16 protein-coding genes and 1 tRNA gene are annotated in these 17,835 nt (G+C 70.6%); 12 read left to right on the plus strand and 5 right to left on the minus strand.

Going from position 1 to position 17,835, the window contains the following annotated elements:
* Window positions 1-63: 63 nt before the first annotated feature.
* Window positions 64-858 (plus strand): oxygenase MpaB family protein, encoded by a 795-nt coding sequence (locus DFP74_RS10405; protein WP_121181505.1) that lies wholly within the window; start codon window positions 64-66, stop codon window positions 856-858.
* An 85-nt stretch (window positions 859-943) separates the two neighbouring features.
* Here the strand turns inward: DFP74_RS10405 and DFP74_RS10410 are convergent, their stop codons facing one another.
* Both DFP74_RS10410 and DFP74_RS33840 read right to left on the minus strand, forming a co-directional pair.
* Window positions 944-3,892 (minus strand): BTAD domain-containing putative transcriptional regulator, encoded by a 2,949-nt coding sequence (locus tag DFP74_RS10410; protein WP_121181506.1) that lies wholly within the window; start codon window positions 3,890-3,892, stop codon window positions 944-946.
* Between the two features lie 175 nt (window positions 3,893-4,067).
* Window positions 4,068-4,238 (minus strand): hypothetical protein, encoded by a 171-nt coding sequence (locus DFP74_RS33840; RefSeq protein ID WP_199725591.1) that lies wholly within the window; start codon window positions 4,236-4,238, stop codon window positions 4,068-4,070.
* Between the two features lie 556 nt (window positions 4,239-4,794).
* Between DFP74_RS33840 and DFP74_RS10415 the strand changes: the two genes are divergently transcribed.
* From DFP74_RS10415 to DFP74_RS10435, 5 genes are all read left to right on the plus strand, one after another.
* The gene (locus DFP74_RS10415; RefSeq protein WP_121181507.1) at window positions 4,795-5,106 is read left to right on the plus strand and encodes a hypothetical protein; all 312 of its coding nucleotides are present in this window, start codon (window positions 4,795-4,797) and stop codon (window positions 5,104-5,106) included.
* Window positions 5,085-5,459, plus strand: coding sequence for a hypothetical protein (locus tag DFP74_RS10420; protein ID WP_147453850.1), 375 nt, complete (start codon window positions 5,085-5,087; stop codon window positions 5,457-5,459). The genes DFP74_RS10415 and DFP74_RS10420 overlap by 22 nt, the downstream gene beginning before the upstream one ends.
* A gap of 769 nt (window positions 5,460-6,228) precedes the next feature.
* Entirely contained in the window at window positions 6,229-6,927 is a 699-nt protein-coding gene (locus DFP74_RS10425; protein ID WP_121181509.1) for a hypothetical protein, read from the plus strand.
* Window positions 6,928-6,929: 2 nt separating this feature from the next.
* Window positions 6,930-7,538: a hypothetical protein gene (locus tag DFP74_RS10430; RefSeq protein ID WP_121181510.1), complete on the plus strand. Its 609-nt coding sequence runs from the start codon at window positions 6,930-6,932 to the stop codon at window positions 7,536-7,538.
* A gap of 880 nt (window positions 7,539-8,418) precedes the next feature.
* Window positions 8,419-8,991: a hypothetical protein gene (locus DFP74_RS10435; RefSeq protein WP_121181511.1), complete on the plus strand. Its 573-nt coding sequence runs from the start codon at window positions 8,419-8,421 to the stop codon at window positions 8,989-8,991.
* Between the two features lie 536 nt (window positions 8,992-9,527).
* On the opposite strand, the gene DFP74_RS10440 is transcribed toward DFP74_RS10435, so the two are convergent.
* A complete protein-coding gene (locus DFP74_RS10440; protein WP_121181512.1) occupies window positions 9,528-10,838 on the minus strand; it encodes a hypothetical protein in 1,311 nt (436 codons plus the stop codon).
* Between the two features lie 113 nt (window positions 10,839-10,951).
* Here DFP74_RS10440 and DFP74_RS10445 point away from each other — a divergent pair, with 113 nt between their 5' ends.
* The 3 genes from DFP74_RS10445 (at window position 10,952) to DFP74_RS10455 (ending at window position 13,082) form a co-directional block, all read left to right on the plus strand.
* Window positions 10,952-11,458, plus strand: a complete 507-nt coding sequence (locus DFP74_RS10445; RefSeq protein WP_121188167.1) for an NUDIX hydrolase — start codon at window positions 10,952-10,954, stop codon at window positions 11,456-11,458.
* A 228-nt stretch (window positions 11,459-11,686) separates the two neighbouring features.
* Window positions 11,687-12,124 (plus strand): hypothetical protein, encoded by a 438-nt coding sequence (locus tag DFP74_RS10450; RefSeq protein ID WP_121181513.1) that lies wholly within the window; start codon window positions 11,687-11,689, stop codon window positions 12,122-12,124.
* Window positions 12,125-12,281: 157 nt separating this feature from the next.
* Window positions 12,282-13,082 (plus strand): DUF2786 domain-containing protein, encoded by an 801-nt coding sequence (locus tag DFP74_RS10455; RefSeq protein ID WP_121188168.1) that lies wholly within the window; start codon window positions 12,282-12,284, stop codon window positions 13,080-13,082.
* Between the two features lie 237 nt (window positions 13,083-13,319).
* Here DFP74_RS10455 and dnaN read toward each other — a convergent pair whose 3' ends face one another.
* Together dnaN and DFP74_RS10465 are read right to left on the minus strand one after the other, a co-directional pair.
* On the minus strand, window positions 13,320-14,474 hold the full coding sequence (dnaN, locus tag DFP74_RS10460) for a DNA polymerase III subunit beta (RefSeq protein ID WP_233570905.1): 1,155 nt from the start codon (window positions 14,472-14,474) through the stop codon (window positions 13,320-13,322).
* A gap of 273 nt (window positions 14,475-14,747) precedes the next feature.
* On the minus strand, window positions 14,748-15,206 hold the full coding sequence (locus DFP74_RS10465) for a DUF4442 domain-containing protein (protein ID WP_199725880.1): 459 nt from the start codon (window positions 15,204-15,206) through the stop codon (window positions 14,748-14,750).
* A 108-nt stretch (window positions 15,207-15,314) separates the two neighbouring features.
* On the opposite strand from DFP74_RS10465, the gene DFP74_RS10470 reads away from it, so the two are divergent.
* From DFP74_RS10470 to DFP74_RS10480, 3 genes are all read left to right on the plus strand, one after another.
* Window positions 15,315-16,241: a LysR family transcriptional regulator gene (locus tag DFP74_RS10470; RefSeq protein ID WP_121181515.1), complete on the plus strand. Its 927-nt coding sequence runs from the start codon at window positions 15,315-15,317 to the stop codon at window positions 16,239-16,241.
* A gap of 88 nt (window positions 16,242-16,329) precedes the next feature.
* Window positions 16,330-17,454 (plus strand): allantoicase, encoded by a 1,125-nt coding sequence (alc, locus tag DFP74_RS10475; protein ID WP_121181516.1) that lies wholly within the window; start codon window positions 16,330-16,332, stop codon window positions 17,452-17,454.
* Window positions 17,455-17,523: 69 nt separating this feature from the next.
* Window positions 17,524-17,612: transfer RNA gene (locus tag DFP74_RS10480), tRNA-Ser, on the plus strand.
* Window positions 17,613-17,835: the final 223 nt, after the last annotated feature.

Here is a 17,835-nt window from a genome sequence, read left to right on the forward strand (position 1 = left end):
CCACACGAATGCAGGCGGCGAGCCCTCCGGTGCACCGAACGGTCACCGGCATACGATCCAGGCATGGGTCCAACGTCCGATGACTCGCCACTGCGGCGGATCAGCTCCGAGGTCAGCCTGCTGGGCGGCGCCGGGTACGCCGTGCTGCTGCAGATCGCCCACCCGAGCGTCGCGCAGGGCGTCCACGACCACAGCGACTTCTCGTCGCGGCCGCTCGACCGGCTGCGCGGCACGCTCTACTACGTGTACGGGCTGGCCTACGGCAGCGAGGAGGAGCGCGAACGGGTCCGTGCCATCGTCCTGGCGATGCACCGCCGGGTCACCGGCCCCACCTACCGCGCGCTCGACCCGGACCTGCTCATGTGGGTGGCCGCCACCCTGTTCCACTCGGGGGTCCGGCTCTACGAGCTGACCGTCCGCGAGTTGAGCGAGGAGGAGTTCGCCGACTACCTCGACGAGGCGTCGATGTTCGCGACCGCCCTGGGCCTGCCGCCCGAGGAGTGGCCGGCCAGCCCGGCGGAGTTCGACGTCTACTGGGACAAGGCGATGGACCGCCTGGAGGTGGGCGACGTCGCGCGCGGACTGGCCGCACAGCTGTTCCGCCCGGCCAACCCGCTGCTGTGGCCGCTCACGTACACCCAGCGGTTCCTGTCGGGCGGGCTGCTGCCGCCGGAGCTGCGCGAGAAGTACGGCATCCGCTGGTCGTCCGGTCACCAGCGCGGATTCGACCTGCTCATGCGCACGACGCGCCGCGTCTACCCGCACCTGCCCGACCGCGTCCGCACCCTGCCCGCGGCCCTGTACCTGCGCTCCCTGCGCGGCCGCAAGGGTTGGCTGCGGCCGAAGGCCGTCGTCTGAGAGTGCGGACCCGCCCTCGGGCAGACACTCCCGTCAGCGGACTCGGCTCACGCCACGGCGGCGTTCCAGGCATGACCGCCCCCGGTCACTCGTCCCCCAGCAGCCGTAGCGCCTCGCGGGCCGCATCGGCCTCACGCAGGCCCAGGTCGGCGAAGGTCGCGACGGCGTCGGTCAGAAGGGTGCGGGCGCGCGCGGCGGGCATCGTGGGTTCCGGGAGCCGGCCGAGGGCGAACGCGGCCCGCGCCACGGCGTAGCGCTCGTTGCGCTCGACCGCGATGGCGTGCGCCTTCTCCAGCTCGGCCGCGGCCTCGTCGAACCGGCCGGCCGCCGCGTAGGTGATGCCCAGGTCCGTGAGGATCTCCGCGTCCCCGCTGTGGCGCCCGTGCTGTTCGGCCAGGGACAGCGCCGTCGAATGGGACGCGACGGCGTCCTCCCAGGCGCCCACCGCACGGTGGGCGGTGCCCAGGGAGTTGTGGACGTAGATCTGGTAGCCGACCATCTGCAGGCGGACGGAGAGTTCCAGTGCCGCGTTCAGGTTCTCGAAGGCGAGGCCGGTTCGGCCCAGTCCGATCTGCGCCTCGCCCATGACGCGCCGGGACAACGCCTCATTGGTCTCCCTGTGCGTCTCGTCGGAGATGCGGATCGCCCGCTCTCCGCACTCGAGGGCCTCCTGGTACTCGCCCAGCGCCTGACGCAGGACCGCGAGATTGTTCCACTGCATCGCCTCGAGCTGCGTGTCGCCGAGTTTCTCCGCGAACGCCAGGACTCCTTGGATGGCCTCACCGGAGTCCGCGAAGCGGCCGACCCGCTCGTAGACCATGCCCAGGTTCGCCAGGGCCCTGATGATGCCCCGGTCGTCACCGATCGACTCCAGCAGGTCCCGCGCCTCGGAGAGGAAGTCCAACGCCTCGTCGAACCGGCCGGAGATGTAGTGCGCGATCCCCAACCCGATGAGCGTCACCGCTCGCCCGCGCTGATTGCCCTGCTTGCTGCTGATCCGCAGCACCCGTTCGTGGGAACTCAGGAGCAGCGCCATGTTGCCGTGCATGGCGTAGAAGCGCCACACCGCCTCCGCCATGCGCCATGCCCGGTCGCCGTTGTCGTTCAACGCGAAGTACTCGATCGTCTCGGCCAGGTTCTCCTGGTGCAGCGAGAACCAGTTCTCCGCGTCCTGCCTGCCGGTCAGCTCGGTGCGGTACCCCGACCGCGCCTCGTCCTCGTCCTTGTGCGCACGCGGCGCCAGGAGGTCGGCGGCGTGCTGGGCCGTGGCCAGGTAGCTGTCGGCCAGGCGCCTCCTCGCCGAGCGGACCTCCTCGGTGCTGCTCACCGCGATCACGCGCTCCCCGGCGAACGCCCTGATCAGGTCGTGCATCCGGTAGACGTCACCCTGGGGCTCCTCGAGGAGGCACACGCCGACGAGCTCCTGGAGCATGTCGTCGGCCTCCTCCACCGACAGGTCCAGCAGTGCGGCGGCGCCGGCCAGGTCGACGGTGTCCCCGATCATCAGGCCCAGTCGGAGGAAGGCCGTCCGCTGCTCCGCGTTCAGGCTCTGGAAGGACAGGTCGATCGCGGACTCGACGCTCTGGCCCTCGACACGCAGCTCGCGCAGTTTGCGGTTGTGCTCACCGAGTCGCCTGGCGACATGGACGAACGACCATCGCGGCCGGCTCAGCATCCGTCCGGCGACCACCCGCAGCGCGAGGGGCAGGCCACCGCAGATCCTGGCGATCTCCCGTGCCTGTTCCGGCTCCCGTCGGACCCGCTCCTCGCCCAGGTTCCTGACGAAGAACTCCAGGGAGGTCTGTTCGTCGAACATCCCCAGGGACACGAAGCGCGCCCCGCTGAGGCCGGAGAGCTCATTGCGCGTGGTGATCAGGGTCGTCGACCCGGGCGACGACGAGAGCAGCGGGCTGACCTGCGCGAGGCTGGCCGCGTTGTCGAGGATGAGCAGGAGCTTGCGTCCCATCAGGGTCGCCCTCCACAGCGCGGACCGCTCCTCCAGGGACTCGGGCACGGCCTCGGGGGCCACGCCGACGGCCCGCAGAAGGGCGCCGAGCGCGGATCCGGGGTCGAGCGGCTGCTTGTTCGAGGTGTAGCCGTACAGGTCGATGAACAACCGGCCGTCCGGGTAGCGGTCGCCCGCCTCATAGCCGAAGCGCACCGCGGTGGTCGTCTTCCCTTCGCCACCGCTGCCGGTGATGACACAGACCTGGGCGCCGTCCTCCGAGAAGGCCGCCTCGACCAACGCCTCCAGCGACTCCTGCCGGCCCGTGAAATCCGGGAGGTCTCTGGGCAGGTCATTGCGCACCACATAGCGAAATCCGGAGTCCGCATCCGCTTCCGGCTCCCGCGATCGCCGGTCCGAGGCCGATTCCCTCGCGTCCTCCTGGAGGATGCGGGCGTGCAGCGCGCTGAGTTCCGGGCCGGGGTCGACGCCCAACTCGTCCGCCAGCCTGGAACGGAACTCCTCGTACGCGGCGAGCGCCCTGGCCCGTTCGTTGTCTCGCCACAGAGCCGTGATGAGCAGGTGGTGCAGGCGTTCCCGGAAGGGTTCCTCGCTGGCCAGAGTGGTCAGGCGGGAGGCGACATCCGTCGCGCGTCCCAATTCCAGAGCGCACGTCGCCCACGCGATGACGGCGGACCACCGCTCCTCCTGGAGGGGAGTGACCACCGAATGCTCGAGATGGTCCGACCCGATCCCGGAGAAGGGAACCCCCCTCCAACAGGCGAGGGCCTGTTCCCACAGCGCGAGGGCCTCGCTCGGTTCCGACCGCGCCGCGGTGTCCCGCAGCCGCCGGAACCGGTGCAGGTCGACGGTGTCCGGATCGACTTCGAGGCAGTAGCCGCCCGGGGTCGTGTCGATGCGGTCAGGCAGAATGCGCCTGAGGTGGTGGACCTGCACCTGGATGACGGATCGAGCGGTGCGCGGAGGGTCGTCACTCCAGAGGTAGGCGATCAGCTGGTCGATCGTGACCTCGCGCCCCAGATGCACCAACAGCGCCCCGAGTACACAGCGCTGACGTGGTCCGCCCACCGAAATCGATCGGCCGTCGGACCAGACGGTAATGGGGCCAAGCACGCCGAATTCCACAAGCGCTCACACTAGCAAGGCACATTGGAGCGATGTGGAATTCCGGGCATGCAAACGGCTCCGAGTACCCCCTCTGCGCAAGTACTCGGAGTGACCGTTTTATTACATCAGGCGACGACTACTTGTTCTCGTCCGACTTCTCCTCGGCGGGAGCGGCCTCCTGCGGCTTCTCCTCGGCCGGGGTGCCCTTGTCCGGCTCGGGCTCGCGGTACGGCGACATCTTGTCGGCCCGCACGTCGCCGACGACGATCGCCTCGAACTGCTCGTCAACCGTCAACATCTTCGGCACTCGAACTCCTCGTCTCACTGCACTCGTGTAGAGCCGCAACGTCGCCCTACGCCGTCTACGCACCATCATCGGGCTCACCGCCTCGGGGGGTCGGCCACCCGTGGCGGTTCCGCCTCAGACTCGCCACGGGTGACCTGTGTCCAACGAACGTCGGACCGGCCTTCGGCCACGAGCCGTCCTCTCGTGGGAACCGATCGCGTCGAACGTGTTCCACACTAGAGAGATCCTCTTCCACGCCGCTTTCAGTCGGCTTTCAGTGCCGAAGCAGGCTCTTTCGTCACGATGTGTCGCAGTAGTCCGACTCAGGGTATCGACGTGCGCGGGTCATCGCGCACGGCCGGTAGTGGCCACCCGTCCGCGCCCTTCCGTCCGAGCTCCGATCGGCGACCCGCCGATGAAATACGGCCGGAAAACTTATTGATCACGCCAGAGCTTGCACCCTGGACTCCCGTGCATTCAAGATCCACCCGCAACCCTGGAAATCGGACCGATTCCGCCGGACATCGACCGCCTGACGCGCGCACTTCGCACATCCCGCCCCCACGGAAAGCGAATCATGGAGACCCCCAAAAGCCAGGAGAAATCACGGCGGCTTCCCCGTCGTTTCTCTCTCTTCTGGTTGGGAAGCACCGGCAGCAATCTGGCCGACGGGATCATGATGACCGCGCTGCCCATGGCAGCGGCCGTGGTCACCAACGATCCACTTCTCGTCGCGGGCCTCACCGTCATGCGGTTCCTGCCCGTCCTGGTCTTCGGCGTCGCGGCCGGCGTGATCGTCGACCGGTACAGCCCGGTCAGACCCATGGTCGCGGCCAACATCACTCGGGCCGCGTTCCTGGCGCCACCATGGCCCTCTGCTGTGCGGTGATGGCCGCCGCCCCCAACGCGTATGTGGCCGCTCTGGCCTGGGCGCTGTTGGCCGGAGCCCTGACGTTGTCGAACACCGCGGTGGTGGGCATTCTCCAGCTCGTCATTCCGACAGAGGTCATGGGGCGCGTGCTCAGCAACACGCGCATGCTGACCCTGGGGCTGAGTCCCGTCGGCGCGATCATCGGCGGTCTTCTCGCCAGGAGCGACCTACGGCTCCCCTCCGTCGCGGCCGCCGTCGTCATGGTGATCGCGACGCTGTGGGTCGTTCGCCCCCTCGCATCGCTCTGTCGGCGGGCGGACCGGATCGAGAGGGAGCGCGCGGGAGGCGGCAGTGGAGCCGACGTCGTCTGATCTCGCGACACGCGCGACTCGAACCGACGTGGCACGGTCACACGCCTTCAACAGTCCTGCGCACAAGACGTCCGCCTTGAACGCCGACGAGTCGCGGCGTTCAAGGCGGAGGATGCCCGGAACCGGGTCAGGCCCCAGCGGGTTCCGTCAAGGGCTCCAGGTCCTCGTCCCGCTCAGGGCGGCCCATCGGCCGCATCTTGGCCGACGGCACACCCACCAAGGCAGTGGAAATGATCTCCTCGAAACGCTGGTCAAGCGTTCCGCACACAGACACTGGCTCTCCAGAAATAGACGGGGGAGATGCGATGAGGATGCACGGATTTCCCTCTGAAATCAGCAGGAGCGTGGATCGCCACTGAAGTATTCAAGAAGTTCACCCAGATCTCTCGCCGATCATCGTCATCGACCACATGCAAGGGCGTCAAGGGTCCATGATGTCTCAAAGCGATATTCACGTCCGCCCGCGATCAAACGGATAGGCGCCTGATTCTTCGATTTCCCCGCCCTCTGACCTGGGGAATATCCACACGTCGCATGGAAGGCGCGACCACGGAACGGCTTTCGACCATTGGACAGGCCTTCCCAGCGGCGTTCCACTTAACCGCGGGAATTCTCGAACCATCCGCTCAAGTCCCGCTACATTGCGTGAAACGAGCAGGTGGTCGGGCCTTCCGGGGCAGGGGAGGGAAGCGTTCAGGGTGTGGCCTGATGTGGCCTCTTGTCGGTGATTCGGGGCGGTTGTCCCCTCCGCCCCGTACACTTCCTTCTCGTGGTCCACCATGCCAGTACCGACGAGATCCCCCGTCGGTCCCTGATCCCCCAGAGCCTTCTCGCACGCGCCGCGATCGCCACCGCCGCCGCGGTGGTCCTCACGCTCGCGGTCGGTGCCGTCGCCCTGGCCGGCGGACTCGAGTCGGCCGACGCGACACCCGCGCCCTCGCCCCCCGGCGAGGAGATGCGCAACAAGCTCTTCGCCTTCACACCGCACGAGGCGCGGCTGGTCACGGACGAATACGGCTTCGAGATCCACGTCCTCGCGGACGTGGAGGTCCACGGCGTGAACGAACCCGTCAGCGTCCAGACGGTCGGCTCGACGATGGTCGCGCGCGTGCTGCCCGGCGGGCAGGAGATCAAGTTCCCCAGCGCCGGAGCCGTGCGCTACACCGGCTCGCAGACGTTCGATTACCAACCCCATATGCGCGACGAGACCTCCCTGAGCTGGTCGGTGACGGACAACCCCTTCCTGGACGACCTCTTCACCGAGGAGGAGCTCGCCGAAGGCGGCGACGCGGAGCTCTTCGGGCCCAAGGACGAGGCCACCGAGGAGGGCGTGACCGCCGAGGACGTCGAGGGCATCGAGATCAGCCTCCACGAGGCGGAGATGATCCACACGCGCGACGGGCAGGAGCTCTGGGTGGACACCCCCGTCGTCGTCGGCGTGGTCGAGCTGCCCGTGGAGAGGATCTGACCGTGTCCAGCCCCGCGGTCCGCCGCCTCTGGTCCACCGGCGTCTCCGTGGTCCTGGTCGTCGTGATCATCTTCCTGCAGCGGTTCGTCGTGGCCGAGAAGGACGAGCTCGCCCCCATCGCCACGTCCGGCACCGCGGACGCCGCGGTCGCCACCGACGACTTCACCGCCGAGGTGGTCGAGACCGGTGTGTCGACCACGCTGGAGACCGTCGGCGCCGACGGCGCCACGGAACAGGTCGAAGCCAACGGCGTGTGGGCGGTCGTGTGGGTGCGGGTGACCGCCGAGCACACCACGGTCGACACGATGCACGCCGAGCTGCGCATGGACGACGGCACCCTCTACTCCGAACGCGGGTGGTTCACCGACTCGCTCGACCGGGCGGACTTCTCCCCGGGGATCACCGTGTTCGGCGCGTTCGTGTTCGAGGTCCCACAGGACCGGCTGGACCAGCCGTCCCTGCTCCTGACCAACGCCACCGGCCTCGACCGCCGTCTGGGGGCCCAGGCCGACATCGACCTCGGTCTCACCGACCCGGCTCCCTCCGACGAACCGATCGCCCTCCTCCCGCCGGAGGTCCAGATGGGGGACAGCGCCGATGCATCCGAATGACCCGCGCGGGCAGCGCGGATGGCTGCCCGACGAGCAGGACCCGCTGACCGGTCGAGGGCCCCAGGACCCGTCCGACCCGAGCCGGTCCCGGAGGCGGTCGGCCTCCCCGTACGGGAGCGGATCGCAGCGGCCGGCCCCGTCCCAGCACCCGCAGGCGCCCGCCCCCGGCCAGGCATCGCCGAACCCGCGAGCGCCGCGGGGCGGCCCCGGGCCCGTCGGCCAGGACCCACAGAACCCCCGGGCGCCGCGGACACCCGAGGCGCCTCAGGGTCAGGGGCGGCACAGCCGCCCCGGCGGGGGCCAGGGGCCTCAGGACCCGCGCGGATCGCGGGACCCCCGCGGTGGCCAGGGGCGCCCCGGCGGCGACGGCCCCCAGGGGCCTCAGCAGCCTCCAGGGCCCCCGAACCCGCGCGGCGGTCGAGGGGCTCCGACCGGTGGCTCCCAGCCGCCTCAGCGGCCGTGGGGCGACCAGGGGACCCAGCCGCCCCGCACTCCGCGTCCGCAGGACCCGCGTGGCCGTCAGGACGCCACCGGAGCGCAGAGGTCCCAGGCGCGTCCCCCCGCGCCGACCGACCCCCGCGGAGCCCAGCGGCCCCCGCGTCGGCAGGCCCCCGCGCCCGCCGACGCCGCGCGGCACGGCACCGGCGGCCCCGCCCCGGTGCGCCCGGCGCCGCCGCACGCGAGCGGGCAGGGGCACCAGGCTCCGCCGACCGGACCGCAGGCGGGCTGGGCGCGGCCTCCCCAGGGACACGGCCACGACGCCGGCGCGCTCGGCGCGGCCACGGCCGCGGGCGGACCCTCCCGCGGGCACCGTCCGCCCCCGGGTCCCCCGCCCGGGCGTCCGGGGCAGCTCCGGCACGCCCTTCCCCTGTGGCGGCGTATGCGCCTGCCGTACCTGGCGGCCCTGGCCGTCCTGTTCCCCACCATGCTCATCTGGCCCTACGCCACGGAGTACCAGGCCGGACGCGATCAGGGGAGCATCGCGCCGGTGGCCACTCCGGTGGACGGTGACACGGCCACGCTCGCGGGCAGCGAGTGGCGGGCGGTCGGCTCCCTGGTGGGCAACCTCGGAGACGAGGCGCCCCCGCCCGAGGGCGTCCAGCTCGTGGACATGGCCTTCGAGGTGACCCCTGCGGACGAGGAGGCGAGCGAGCTCCTGGCCGCACACTGCGCCTTCCGCGCGGTCGACGCCCAGGGGCGCTCGTGGACACCGACGAACGAGTACGCCCTGCGACAGCTGCTGGAGGACCCCGGGACCTTCGCGGGCGGCGGGTGCACGAACGCCGAACGCGAGCCGATCGCGCCCGGGGAGAGCCAGGCGTTCGCGTTCTCCTTCCTCGTGCCCGAGGACGTCGCCGAGGAGCTGCTCTTCGAGGTCACCGTGGCGACCAGCACGGCGGACCAGCGGCCGCGGCCCGAGGCCGTGCTCTTCGAGGCCGAGATCCTGGAGTGAGTCGGGGCCCGGACCCGGCGCCGCCTTCGGTGCCGGGCCGGTCCGACTCCGTGCCCGCGCTCGATGCCGCATGGGAAGGCCGCGTTCGGCCACGCACCCGGTGCCGGGCTCGGACCCGCGTTCGTCCCCCGCTGGATGCCAGGCTCCGACCCGCGCTCGGGCCCATATTGGGTGGCGGGCTCGTACCCGCGTTCGTCCCCCGCTGGATACCGCGCTCGGGCCCGCACTGGGTGGCGGGCTCGAACCGACCCCCCGGCGCCGCGCGTTCCTCGGATCCGGGTCCGCCCCCGTACGGGGCACTGGAGTCAAGACCCGGGGCTCCTGGTACTCCAAGGCCACCCGACACCTGACCGACCCTCGTACTCCCCTGCACGGGCCCTGAAAGGCGCTGAAGGGCTCTCACCGCCCCGCCGCGCGGGCGTGCACCACGACGGACGCGCACGCGCTTCCCGGCCCGGAGGGACGCCTCGGGCACTGCCCGGGGGCCGCCGACGCGACCCGATCGCCCTCAGCAGGCCACGGCCGCCGCCGTCCCCTCAGCCGCGGCCGCCCGCCTGCCGGTCGAGCGCGTGGTTGGCCACCCGCCACACCCGGCGCCCCGGGCTGCTCTGCTCCGCCTTGCGCAGGGCGATCTCGAACGCCGCGCCCAGCAGGCACACCCGCAGCACCATGTGCAGGGCCTCCACGACGAAGTCGACGGGCTGGAGCCACGGCCACCACTCGCCGGCGAACGAGCCCGGGCCCACCACCACGTACACGGCCCGGCCGAGCTGGCTGAACCCGGCGTCCAGCACCACGAACGCCAGGCAGAAGGACAGGTAGAACACCGGGCCGACGCCGAGGACGAAGCGCAGGGCGTTCAGGCAGGGCGTGTACTTGCCGTACAGGTCCTTGCCGATGGCCTCACCGAACACCTTGCCGGCCTTGATCGCCTTGTCCGCCACCCGGCCGAGGTCGCTCCTGGTCCGGGGCTCCTCCAGGTAGTCCTCGTGCTCGTCGACCTCGGCACGGTAGATCACGGCGGCGATGGTCAGCCACAGCAGCGGACCGGCCACACCAGCCTTGAGCGAGGCCCACAGGGACGCGGTGGCGGCGCCCACCGTGCCGGAGAGGTCGGGCAGGTCGACCATCGCGCCCAGGCCGTCCACGAAGACGGCGAGCGACTCCTGGACCATCACCCACGCGACCCGGCTCGACAGCCACGTCTGCGTCTGGGAGATCAGGTGCCCCAGGGAGAACAGGAACATGAACATCCACACGCCCTCGAACAGGGCGGTGAGGACCCCCAGCACCGGGTTGCGGGTCGTGGTGAAGAACCGCCCGCACACGCGGCGCAGCACCCACGCCACGGCCGCCACGGCCAGCGGCATCCCGTACCAGCTCAGCTGGGTCGGCTCGGCGAACGCCGCCAGCCCTTCGGTGTTGAGGAGGCTGATGCTGTACACGTTGTACTCGTCGGCGATCAGCCCCCAGGCACCGTAGAAGAGCAGGAAGGGCAGGATCGCCAGAGCGACACCGTCGACGACACGGCGCTCGCGTTCGACGAACCCGGTCCTCTTGTGCCGACGCACCGGCTCGGCGCTCAGCTCGCTGTCGATGGTGCGCAGGCTCGGCCGCACCAGCTGGAACATGACGACGAACGTGATCAGTGTGACGAGCAGCGTCAGTCCGAGCCCGGCCAGGGACAGCGTCGGGTTGACGTCGGAGAACGCCACCAGACCGCGCATGAGCAGCGCGTGCAGCAGCATCCCGGCCGTGTAGACGCACAGCAGCGGCGCCCAGTAGCGCCACACGAGGTCGAGCGTGTACGCCGGGAGAAGGACTGCGGAAGACGTCGATCTGGCCATAGGTTCATAGAGATTAGCGGGCATGATCGCCAGGGATCCCTGGGGTCGCCCGGATGGGCCCCGGCGGCGGACGGCCGCCGCCGAACACACGCGACGCGAAGCGGGAGGGCTGGATGCACGAGGTCGACGGAAACGGCTGGGTGACGCTGCCGGACGGGTCCCGGCGGTGGGGAGTCTACGGCGCGGCCGGGCTCCTGCTGTACGCCAGGGACATGGCCGGAACCGGCCACGTCCTCCTCCAGCACCGGGCGGGCTGGACGCACATGGGCGGCATGTGGGGGATCCCCGGCGGAGCGCGCAACCGTGACGAGACCCCTCTGGAGGCCGCGGTCCGCGAGTTCCGCGAGGAGGTGGCGGGCGACCTCGAGGGCTACACGGTACTCGGCGCGCACGAGCACGACCTCGACGTGTGGCGCTACGACACCTTCCTCGCGAGCGTGCCCGACCTGCGGCCCTACCGCGCGGCCAACACCGAGAGCGAGGAGATCCGCTGGGTGCCGGTGGCCGAGACCATGGCCCTGCCCCTGCTGCCGGCGTTCCGCACCGCCTGGCCGCGCCTGCACGCCGACCTCACCCGTGCCGTGAGCCTGGCCGAACCGGGCACTTCCGCGTCCGGCTGATCGTTGGGGTCGGTGAGGTGCTCGGCGTCGGGCCGCTCCCCGAGCGGTCCCGCATCGGGCGGCGGAACCAACCGAAATCCGTGACCGTATCCCTGCGCAGGTGCCGGGGTGCGGCCTCGGGGGTAAGTCAGGGACAGGCCCTGATGTGCGCGAAGCCCTGACCTTGCATCCTGGATGGGACGCCCCGGCGAAGAGCGGGCGTCACGCGATTCGACTGGAGCGGTGAACATGACGCTGGAGCGCGGCAACGCATTCACTCCCGTCGCCTCGGCGACGATGATCTGGCCCTGGGGGGCGTCACTGCTGGGCGGCACGGTGACCGGTGCCCTCTCCCTTCTCATGAACTTCGGACTGGCGGGGATCCCCTCCGCCGTCTCGACCGGCATCTTCTTCTTCGCCCTCATCGGCGGGATCGGCGGTGTCCTGAGCAAGAAGGGCGACCGCCGCGGCCGACGCTGGGCGGCGACCTACCCCTTCCGCTACGCGACCGCGCCGGCCCTGCTCGGCGGCGGCGCCACGGCCGTGATGACCTATATCGCATCCGTGATCGGCAGCTTCGCGATCTTCAGCGGCCTGTTCGGCGCCCTGTTCGCGGGACTGGGTGTGGGGCTGGTGCTGTGGGTCCTCATCGGCGTCGTGGCGATGGTCGCCGGCAACAAGAACTAGGCGGGGTGCGACCACCCGTCGAGGCCGTGGACCGCCACCGAGATGGTGGCGAGGAACAAGAGGGCTTAGGCTCGGTGTTTCCTGTCTGGAGGCGGGACAGACGAAACTCACCTACGGGAGACAACCGGCGCCGATGACTGAAGCTGCTCGTCAGAAGATGGTCGAGCGGGTCCGAGGGCTCCTCCGCATGGCGGAGGATCCCTCGGTGACTGATGCCGAGAGCCAGGCGTTCACCGCCAAGGCCGCCGAGCTGATGACCCGCCACGCGATCGCGGAGGCCGAGGCCCGCGCAGAGCGGGGCGAGGAACCCGACGCGATCAGCCGCATGGACTACACGGTCCCGGGGGTGGGCGGCCACGGCAAGGCCCGGGTCCGGGCCCTGGCCGACATCGCCGCGGCCTACGGTTGCCAGTCGGCGGTCCGGGGGAACACGTCCGAGAACACGGACCGGACCATCATCCTGGTGGGAACGGTCGACGCGTTGGAAGCGCTGCGCATGCTCATGCCGTCGATCTCCATGCAGATGGAGGCGTCGGCGAAGTTCATGAGTTCCTCGCACGTCACCGATATCCGGGAGCTGCGCAACTACACGCGCTCGGAGCTGGAGACGGAGCGCAAGCGCTACTACCGGTCGTTCGTGCGTGCCTACGGACGCGCCGTCGCGGATCGTATTCGTGAGTTCCGGGCACGTTTGCAGGAATCGGCGACTCCAGAAGGGGTTTCCGGTTCGACCGATGGTGCGCCCTCACGCGGCGCGGAACTCATCCTGCGGGACGACGTGCACCGGGTGAACGAGGAGTTCCAGAAGCAGTTCCCCCAGTTGCGCAAGCACCGCCCGGAGCGGACGCACAGCGCGGCCGGCGCACGCGCCGGCTACCGGCGCGGCCGTCAGGCGCAGCTGGGCCTGGATACGCCGTTGACCAGTGGTGGGACCTCCGCGCTGGCCGAAAGCGACTGACCGGAAGCCCCGTCCGCGGGTGCTCGCACGTCCGTGTCGCCCACGTTGTCCACAGGCTGTGCACAGAATCGGCCCATGTGGCGTTTTCCCACGTCAATGCGGGAATCCGAGAGCGTTCCGCGGGTGTTTCGGGTGTTCCTGTGCGTGATGACCCTGAGTTATCCACAGATCTGCGCGCCACCCTGTGGATAACTCTGTGGACAAACCAGGGACGCCCGAAATGCCACGGGCGCCCGCTCAGGGCACCCTCAGGGGCTGGACGAGGTAGCGGAACGCGGGGGCGTCGCCCTCCTTGGCGGGCACGTCGGTGAACACCGCGGGTTTGGTCGGTTCGGTGAAGTGGAGGTAGGCGGTGTCGGTCTCCACCCCCGACAGCCCGTCCACCAGGTAGTCGGGCCGGAAGGCGATCCGCAGGGGGTCGCCCTCGTAGTCGACCTCGATCGCCTCCACCGCCTGGGCGTCCTCGCCCGAACCGGCTTCCAGCACCACCTCGCCCCGGGCGAAGGCCAACCGCAGCGGAGTGTGGCGGTCGGCGACCAGCGCCACCCGCTTCACGGCCTCGGCCAGCGGCGCCACCGCCACCTCGGCCCGTGCGCCGAACTCCCGGGGGAACCACGACTCGTACTTGACGAAGTCGCTGTCGATCAGCCGAGTGGTGGTGCGCCGCTCACCGTTCTCGAAGCCGATCATGCCCTCGCCCGGGGACAGGGACACACCCTCGCCCACGGTGACCGTGGACAGGGCGACGTCCACGTTGGACCGCCCGATCATGCCCTTCACGGTATCCTGCAGCGTACGCGCGGGGACGAGCGCGGCCAGGTCCAGCCCCGGGTCCTCCGGACTCCACCACAGCTCGCGTACGGCGATGCGGTAGCGGTCGGTCGCCACGACGCTCAGGGCTTCGCCGCTGAAGTCGAGGTAGGCGCCGGTGAGCATGGGCAGGGTGTCGTCGCGGCTGGCCGCCGGGCACACCTGGCGTACGGCGGCGGCGAAGGCGTCGGCGGGCACGGAGCCGATCCGGCCGGGCATGGCCGGCAGCGACGGGTAGTCCTCCAGCGGCATGGTGATGAGGGTGAAGCGGGCGGCGCCGCCGGTGATGCGCAGCTTGGTGCCGTCGGAGTCGATGAACACCGATCCCGGCGGCAGGTTGCGCACGATCTCGGCGAGCAGCCGCCCGGGGACCAGCGCCGCGCCGCCCTCCTCGGAGAGCACCTCCACCGAGGCGCGTGTGGAGACCTCGTAGTCGAAGCCGGACAGGTGCAGCGACGTTCCGTCGGCCGCGACCTCCATCCGGGTGCCCGCGAGCACCGGAACCGCCGGGCGGGTGGGCAGGGCGCGGGCCGTCCAGGCCACCGCCTCGGCGAACGCGTCGCGATCCACTCGCAGCTTCACGGAAGGGCCTCCTCAGGGTTGAATCTCGTGGTCAACCTACCCATCGGCGGAGACATTCGACGGTCCTTCGGCCCCTCCGTCGCGCGCGTGCTCGCGGCCGTCCGCGCGCCTAGGCCGTGTTTTTTGCAGCATTCCGGGCTCGCGGCCGCCAGGACCGCCTCTCGCGGCACCTCTGCGCTCGTGCAGCACCACCAGGCTGAACTTCGCACATCGGCTTGCGAGAGACGACCTGACGACCGCGAGCTCACCCGAAAGCCCGCAGAAAAACACGGCCTAGCGCCGGCTCGGTTTCAGGGTCCAGAGCACCGTCATGCGCCCGGTGACGGTCCCGTCGTCCGTGCGCAGCTCGATCTCGACCGGGAACTCCGGCCGCCGGCCCTCGTCGAGCTCGGCGATGACCTCCTCGCGCGGCCGGCCGAGCGTGGCCTCCGCCGTCACGTCGCCCATGGCGAGCTTGAGGTACTGGATCTCGGCGCTCACCGCCAGCGGCACGGCCCGCTCCAGCTGGTCGCCGAAGGTGCCGATGACGATGGCGCCCGAGGCGGACTCGGCCAGGGTGAACATGGCGCCGGCGTGGGGGCCGCCGACGTGGTTGTGGTGGTCGGCGTTGTCGGGGAGCCGCATCACCGCGCGGCCGTGGTCGAGGTCCGTGAAGGTCACGCCCAGGGTCCGCGCGAAGGGCACGGAGGCCAGGAATCCGGACTTGACCGTTTCCGCCGTCTCGGCGTTCATGTCTGCCATACCGAAGATGTTACTGCCGAGTAACCCATCGGTGCGACCATCCCGGCCGAACGGCGCGACCCGCACCCGTTAAGGCGAGCTGAATGGTAGTTCTGGAGAATGACCGACTGGGACCTACGCAAACTGCGCGTCCTGCGCACGCTCGACGAGCTCGGCACCGTCAGGGCCACCGCCGCCGCCCTGCACATGACACCGTCCGCGGTGTCCCAACAGCTCTCCTCGCTCGCCGCACAGGTCGGCGTCCCCCTCCTGGAGGCCCACGGGCGCCGCGTCCGCCTCACCGACGCCGCGCACGTCCTGCTCCGCCACACCGACCTGGTCCTGGCCCAGCTCGAACGGGCCGAGGCCGAGCTCGACGGCTTCGCGCGCGGGCAGGCCGGGCACGTCCGGGTGGGCTCCTTCGCGACCGCGATCCCCTCGCTCGTCGTGCCCGCGCTCACCGCCCTGCGCCGCGAGAGCCCCGGCCTGACCGTCCGGGTCCACCAGGCCGAGGCGGCCGAGGTCTACGACCTCCTCGCCGCGGGGGAGATCGACATCGGCCTATCCCTGGCGGCCGAGGCCCCCACCGGCCAGGACGGCCGCTACGACCGCACGGAACTGCTCACCGACCCGCTCGACGTCGCCCTGCCCGCGCACCACCGGCTGGCCAACGCGCCCGGCCTGCGCCTGGCCGACCTCGCCGACGAGCCCTGGATCTACGGCGACGCCGGCCCCTGGCACGACATCACCGTGTCCGCCTGCGCCCAGGCCGGCTTCGTGCCCCGGCAGGCGCACGTGGCGGCCGACTGGCGGGCCATCCTCGACATGGTCGCGGCGGGCATGGGGGCCGCCCTGCTCCCCCGCCTGGCCGCGCCGGAGCGCGCACCGGGCGTCGCCCTGCGCGTGCTCGCCTCGGACCAGCCCCGCCGCCACGTGGTCACCGCTGTGCGCGCCGGCGCCAGCCGACGCCCGCAGATCGTCCAGGTCACCCGGTACCTCACCGAGACCGCCCAGGGGATCGCCCGATCAAACGTTCAGTTCAGCTGAACATAGTGATCGAAAAGACTCGATGGACGTGATCAATTCTCCCTGTCACGCTGGAAGCAGTCCGATCCACCGACCTTTCGGGAGAAGCATGACCGCGACCCAGCCCGTCGATCCGAGCGCCTACAACGCACAGCCGTACCAGGGCGGCGACCCCTTCGCCGACTACAAGGACACCAAGCTCGACTTCTCCGCCCTCGTCGACCTCGCCGATCGCCGACTGGGTGGCGGCGTCGTCGCCGCCAACGACGAGTTCTTCGCCGAGCGCGAGAACCTCCTCAGGACCGGACCCGCGGAGTTCGACCCGCACGCGTTCGGCCACAAGGGCAAGATCATGGACGGGTGGGAGACCCGGCGCCGCCGCGGCGCGAGCGCCGAGCAGCCGCACCCCACCCACGACGACCACGACTGGGCGCTCGTGCGCCTGGGCCTGCCCGGCGTCATCCGCGGCCTGGTCGTGGACACCGCGCACTTCCGCGGCAACCACCCGCGCGAGATCAGCGTCGAGGCCGCCCACCTGGAGGGCACGCCCTCCACCGAGGAGCTGCTCGCCGCCGAGTGGACCGAGATCGTGCCCCGCACCTACGTGTACGGGCACGCGGCCAACGGCTTCGAGGTCTCCCAGGAGCGCCGCTGGACGCACCTGCGCCTCAAGCAGTTCCCGGACGGCGGTGTGGCGCGTCTGCGCGTGTACGGCGAATCGGTCGTCGACCCGGCCTGGCTCTCCGCCCTGGAGGGCTTCGACGTGGCCGCCCTGGAGAACGGCGGCGTCGTCGAGGACGCCTCGGACCGCTTCTACTCGCCGCCGGAGAACATCATCACGCCGGGCCGCTCGGCGAAGATGGACGACGGCTGGGAGAACCGCCGCCGCCGCGACGACGGCAACGACTGGGTGCGCTTCCGGCTCACCGCGCAGGCCTCGGTCCGCGCCATCGAGATCGACACCGCCTACCTCAAGGGCAACTCCGCGGGCTGGGTCACCGTCCTGGGCCGCGACGCCGAGACCGACCCGGACACGTGGTTCGAGATCGTGGGCCGCACCCGGCTCCAGCCCGACAGCGTGCACCGCTTCGTCCTGGACGCGCCCGTCACCGTCACCCACGTGCGCACGGACGTCTTCCCGGACGGCGGCATGTCCCGCCTGCACGTCTTCGGATCGCTCACCGAGACCGGCCGGCGCGGCCTCACCGACAGGTGGACCGCCCTGACCGGCTGACAGACCGCCCACGGCGCCGCGATCGCGGCGTCGTGGGCTACCATGGCTCGCGGAGATCCGCTCTCCCCGGGAGGGTTCGCATAGCGGCCGAGTGCAGTGCTCTTGAAAAGCACCAAGTCCTTGACGGGGCTTCGTGGGTTCAAATCCCACACCCTCCGCAGAATCCGGAAGTTTCCCCAGGTGGGAGCTTGCCGTAGGACACGGCGAAGGCCGGTGGTCCGGGTCCGTCGCACATTTATCGCACACGGCCCGGGTGGCCACCGGCCTTCGTGGTTCCGCCGGGAGCGCCATTCACGAACGGCTCCACTGGAGCCGGTACGCCATCACGGCGGGCATCCTTCACTCTTCCGGTACCGGCACGGCCCCCACGCCGGAGCGCGA

The organism is Nocardiopsis sp. Huas11 (assembly GCF_003634495.1).
Classification (GTDB): domain Bacteria; phylum Actinomycetota; class Actinomycetes; order Streptosporangiales; family Streptosporangiaceae; genus Nocardiopsis.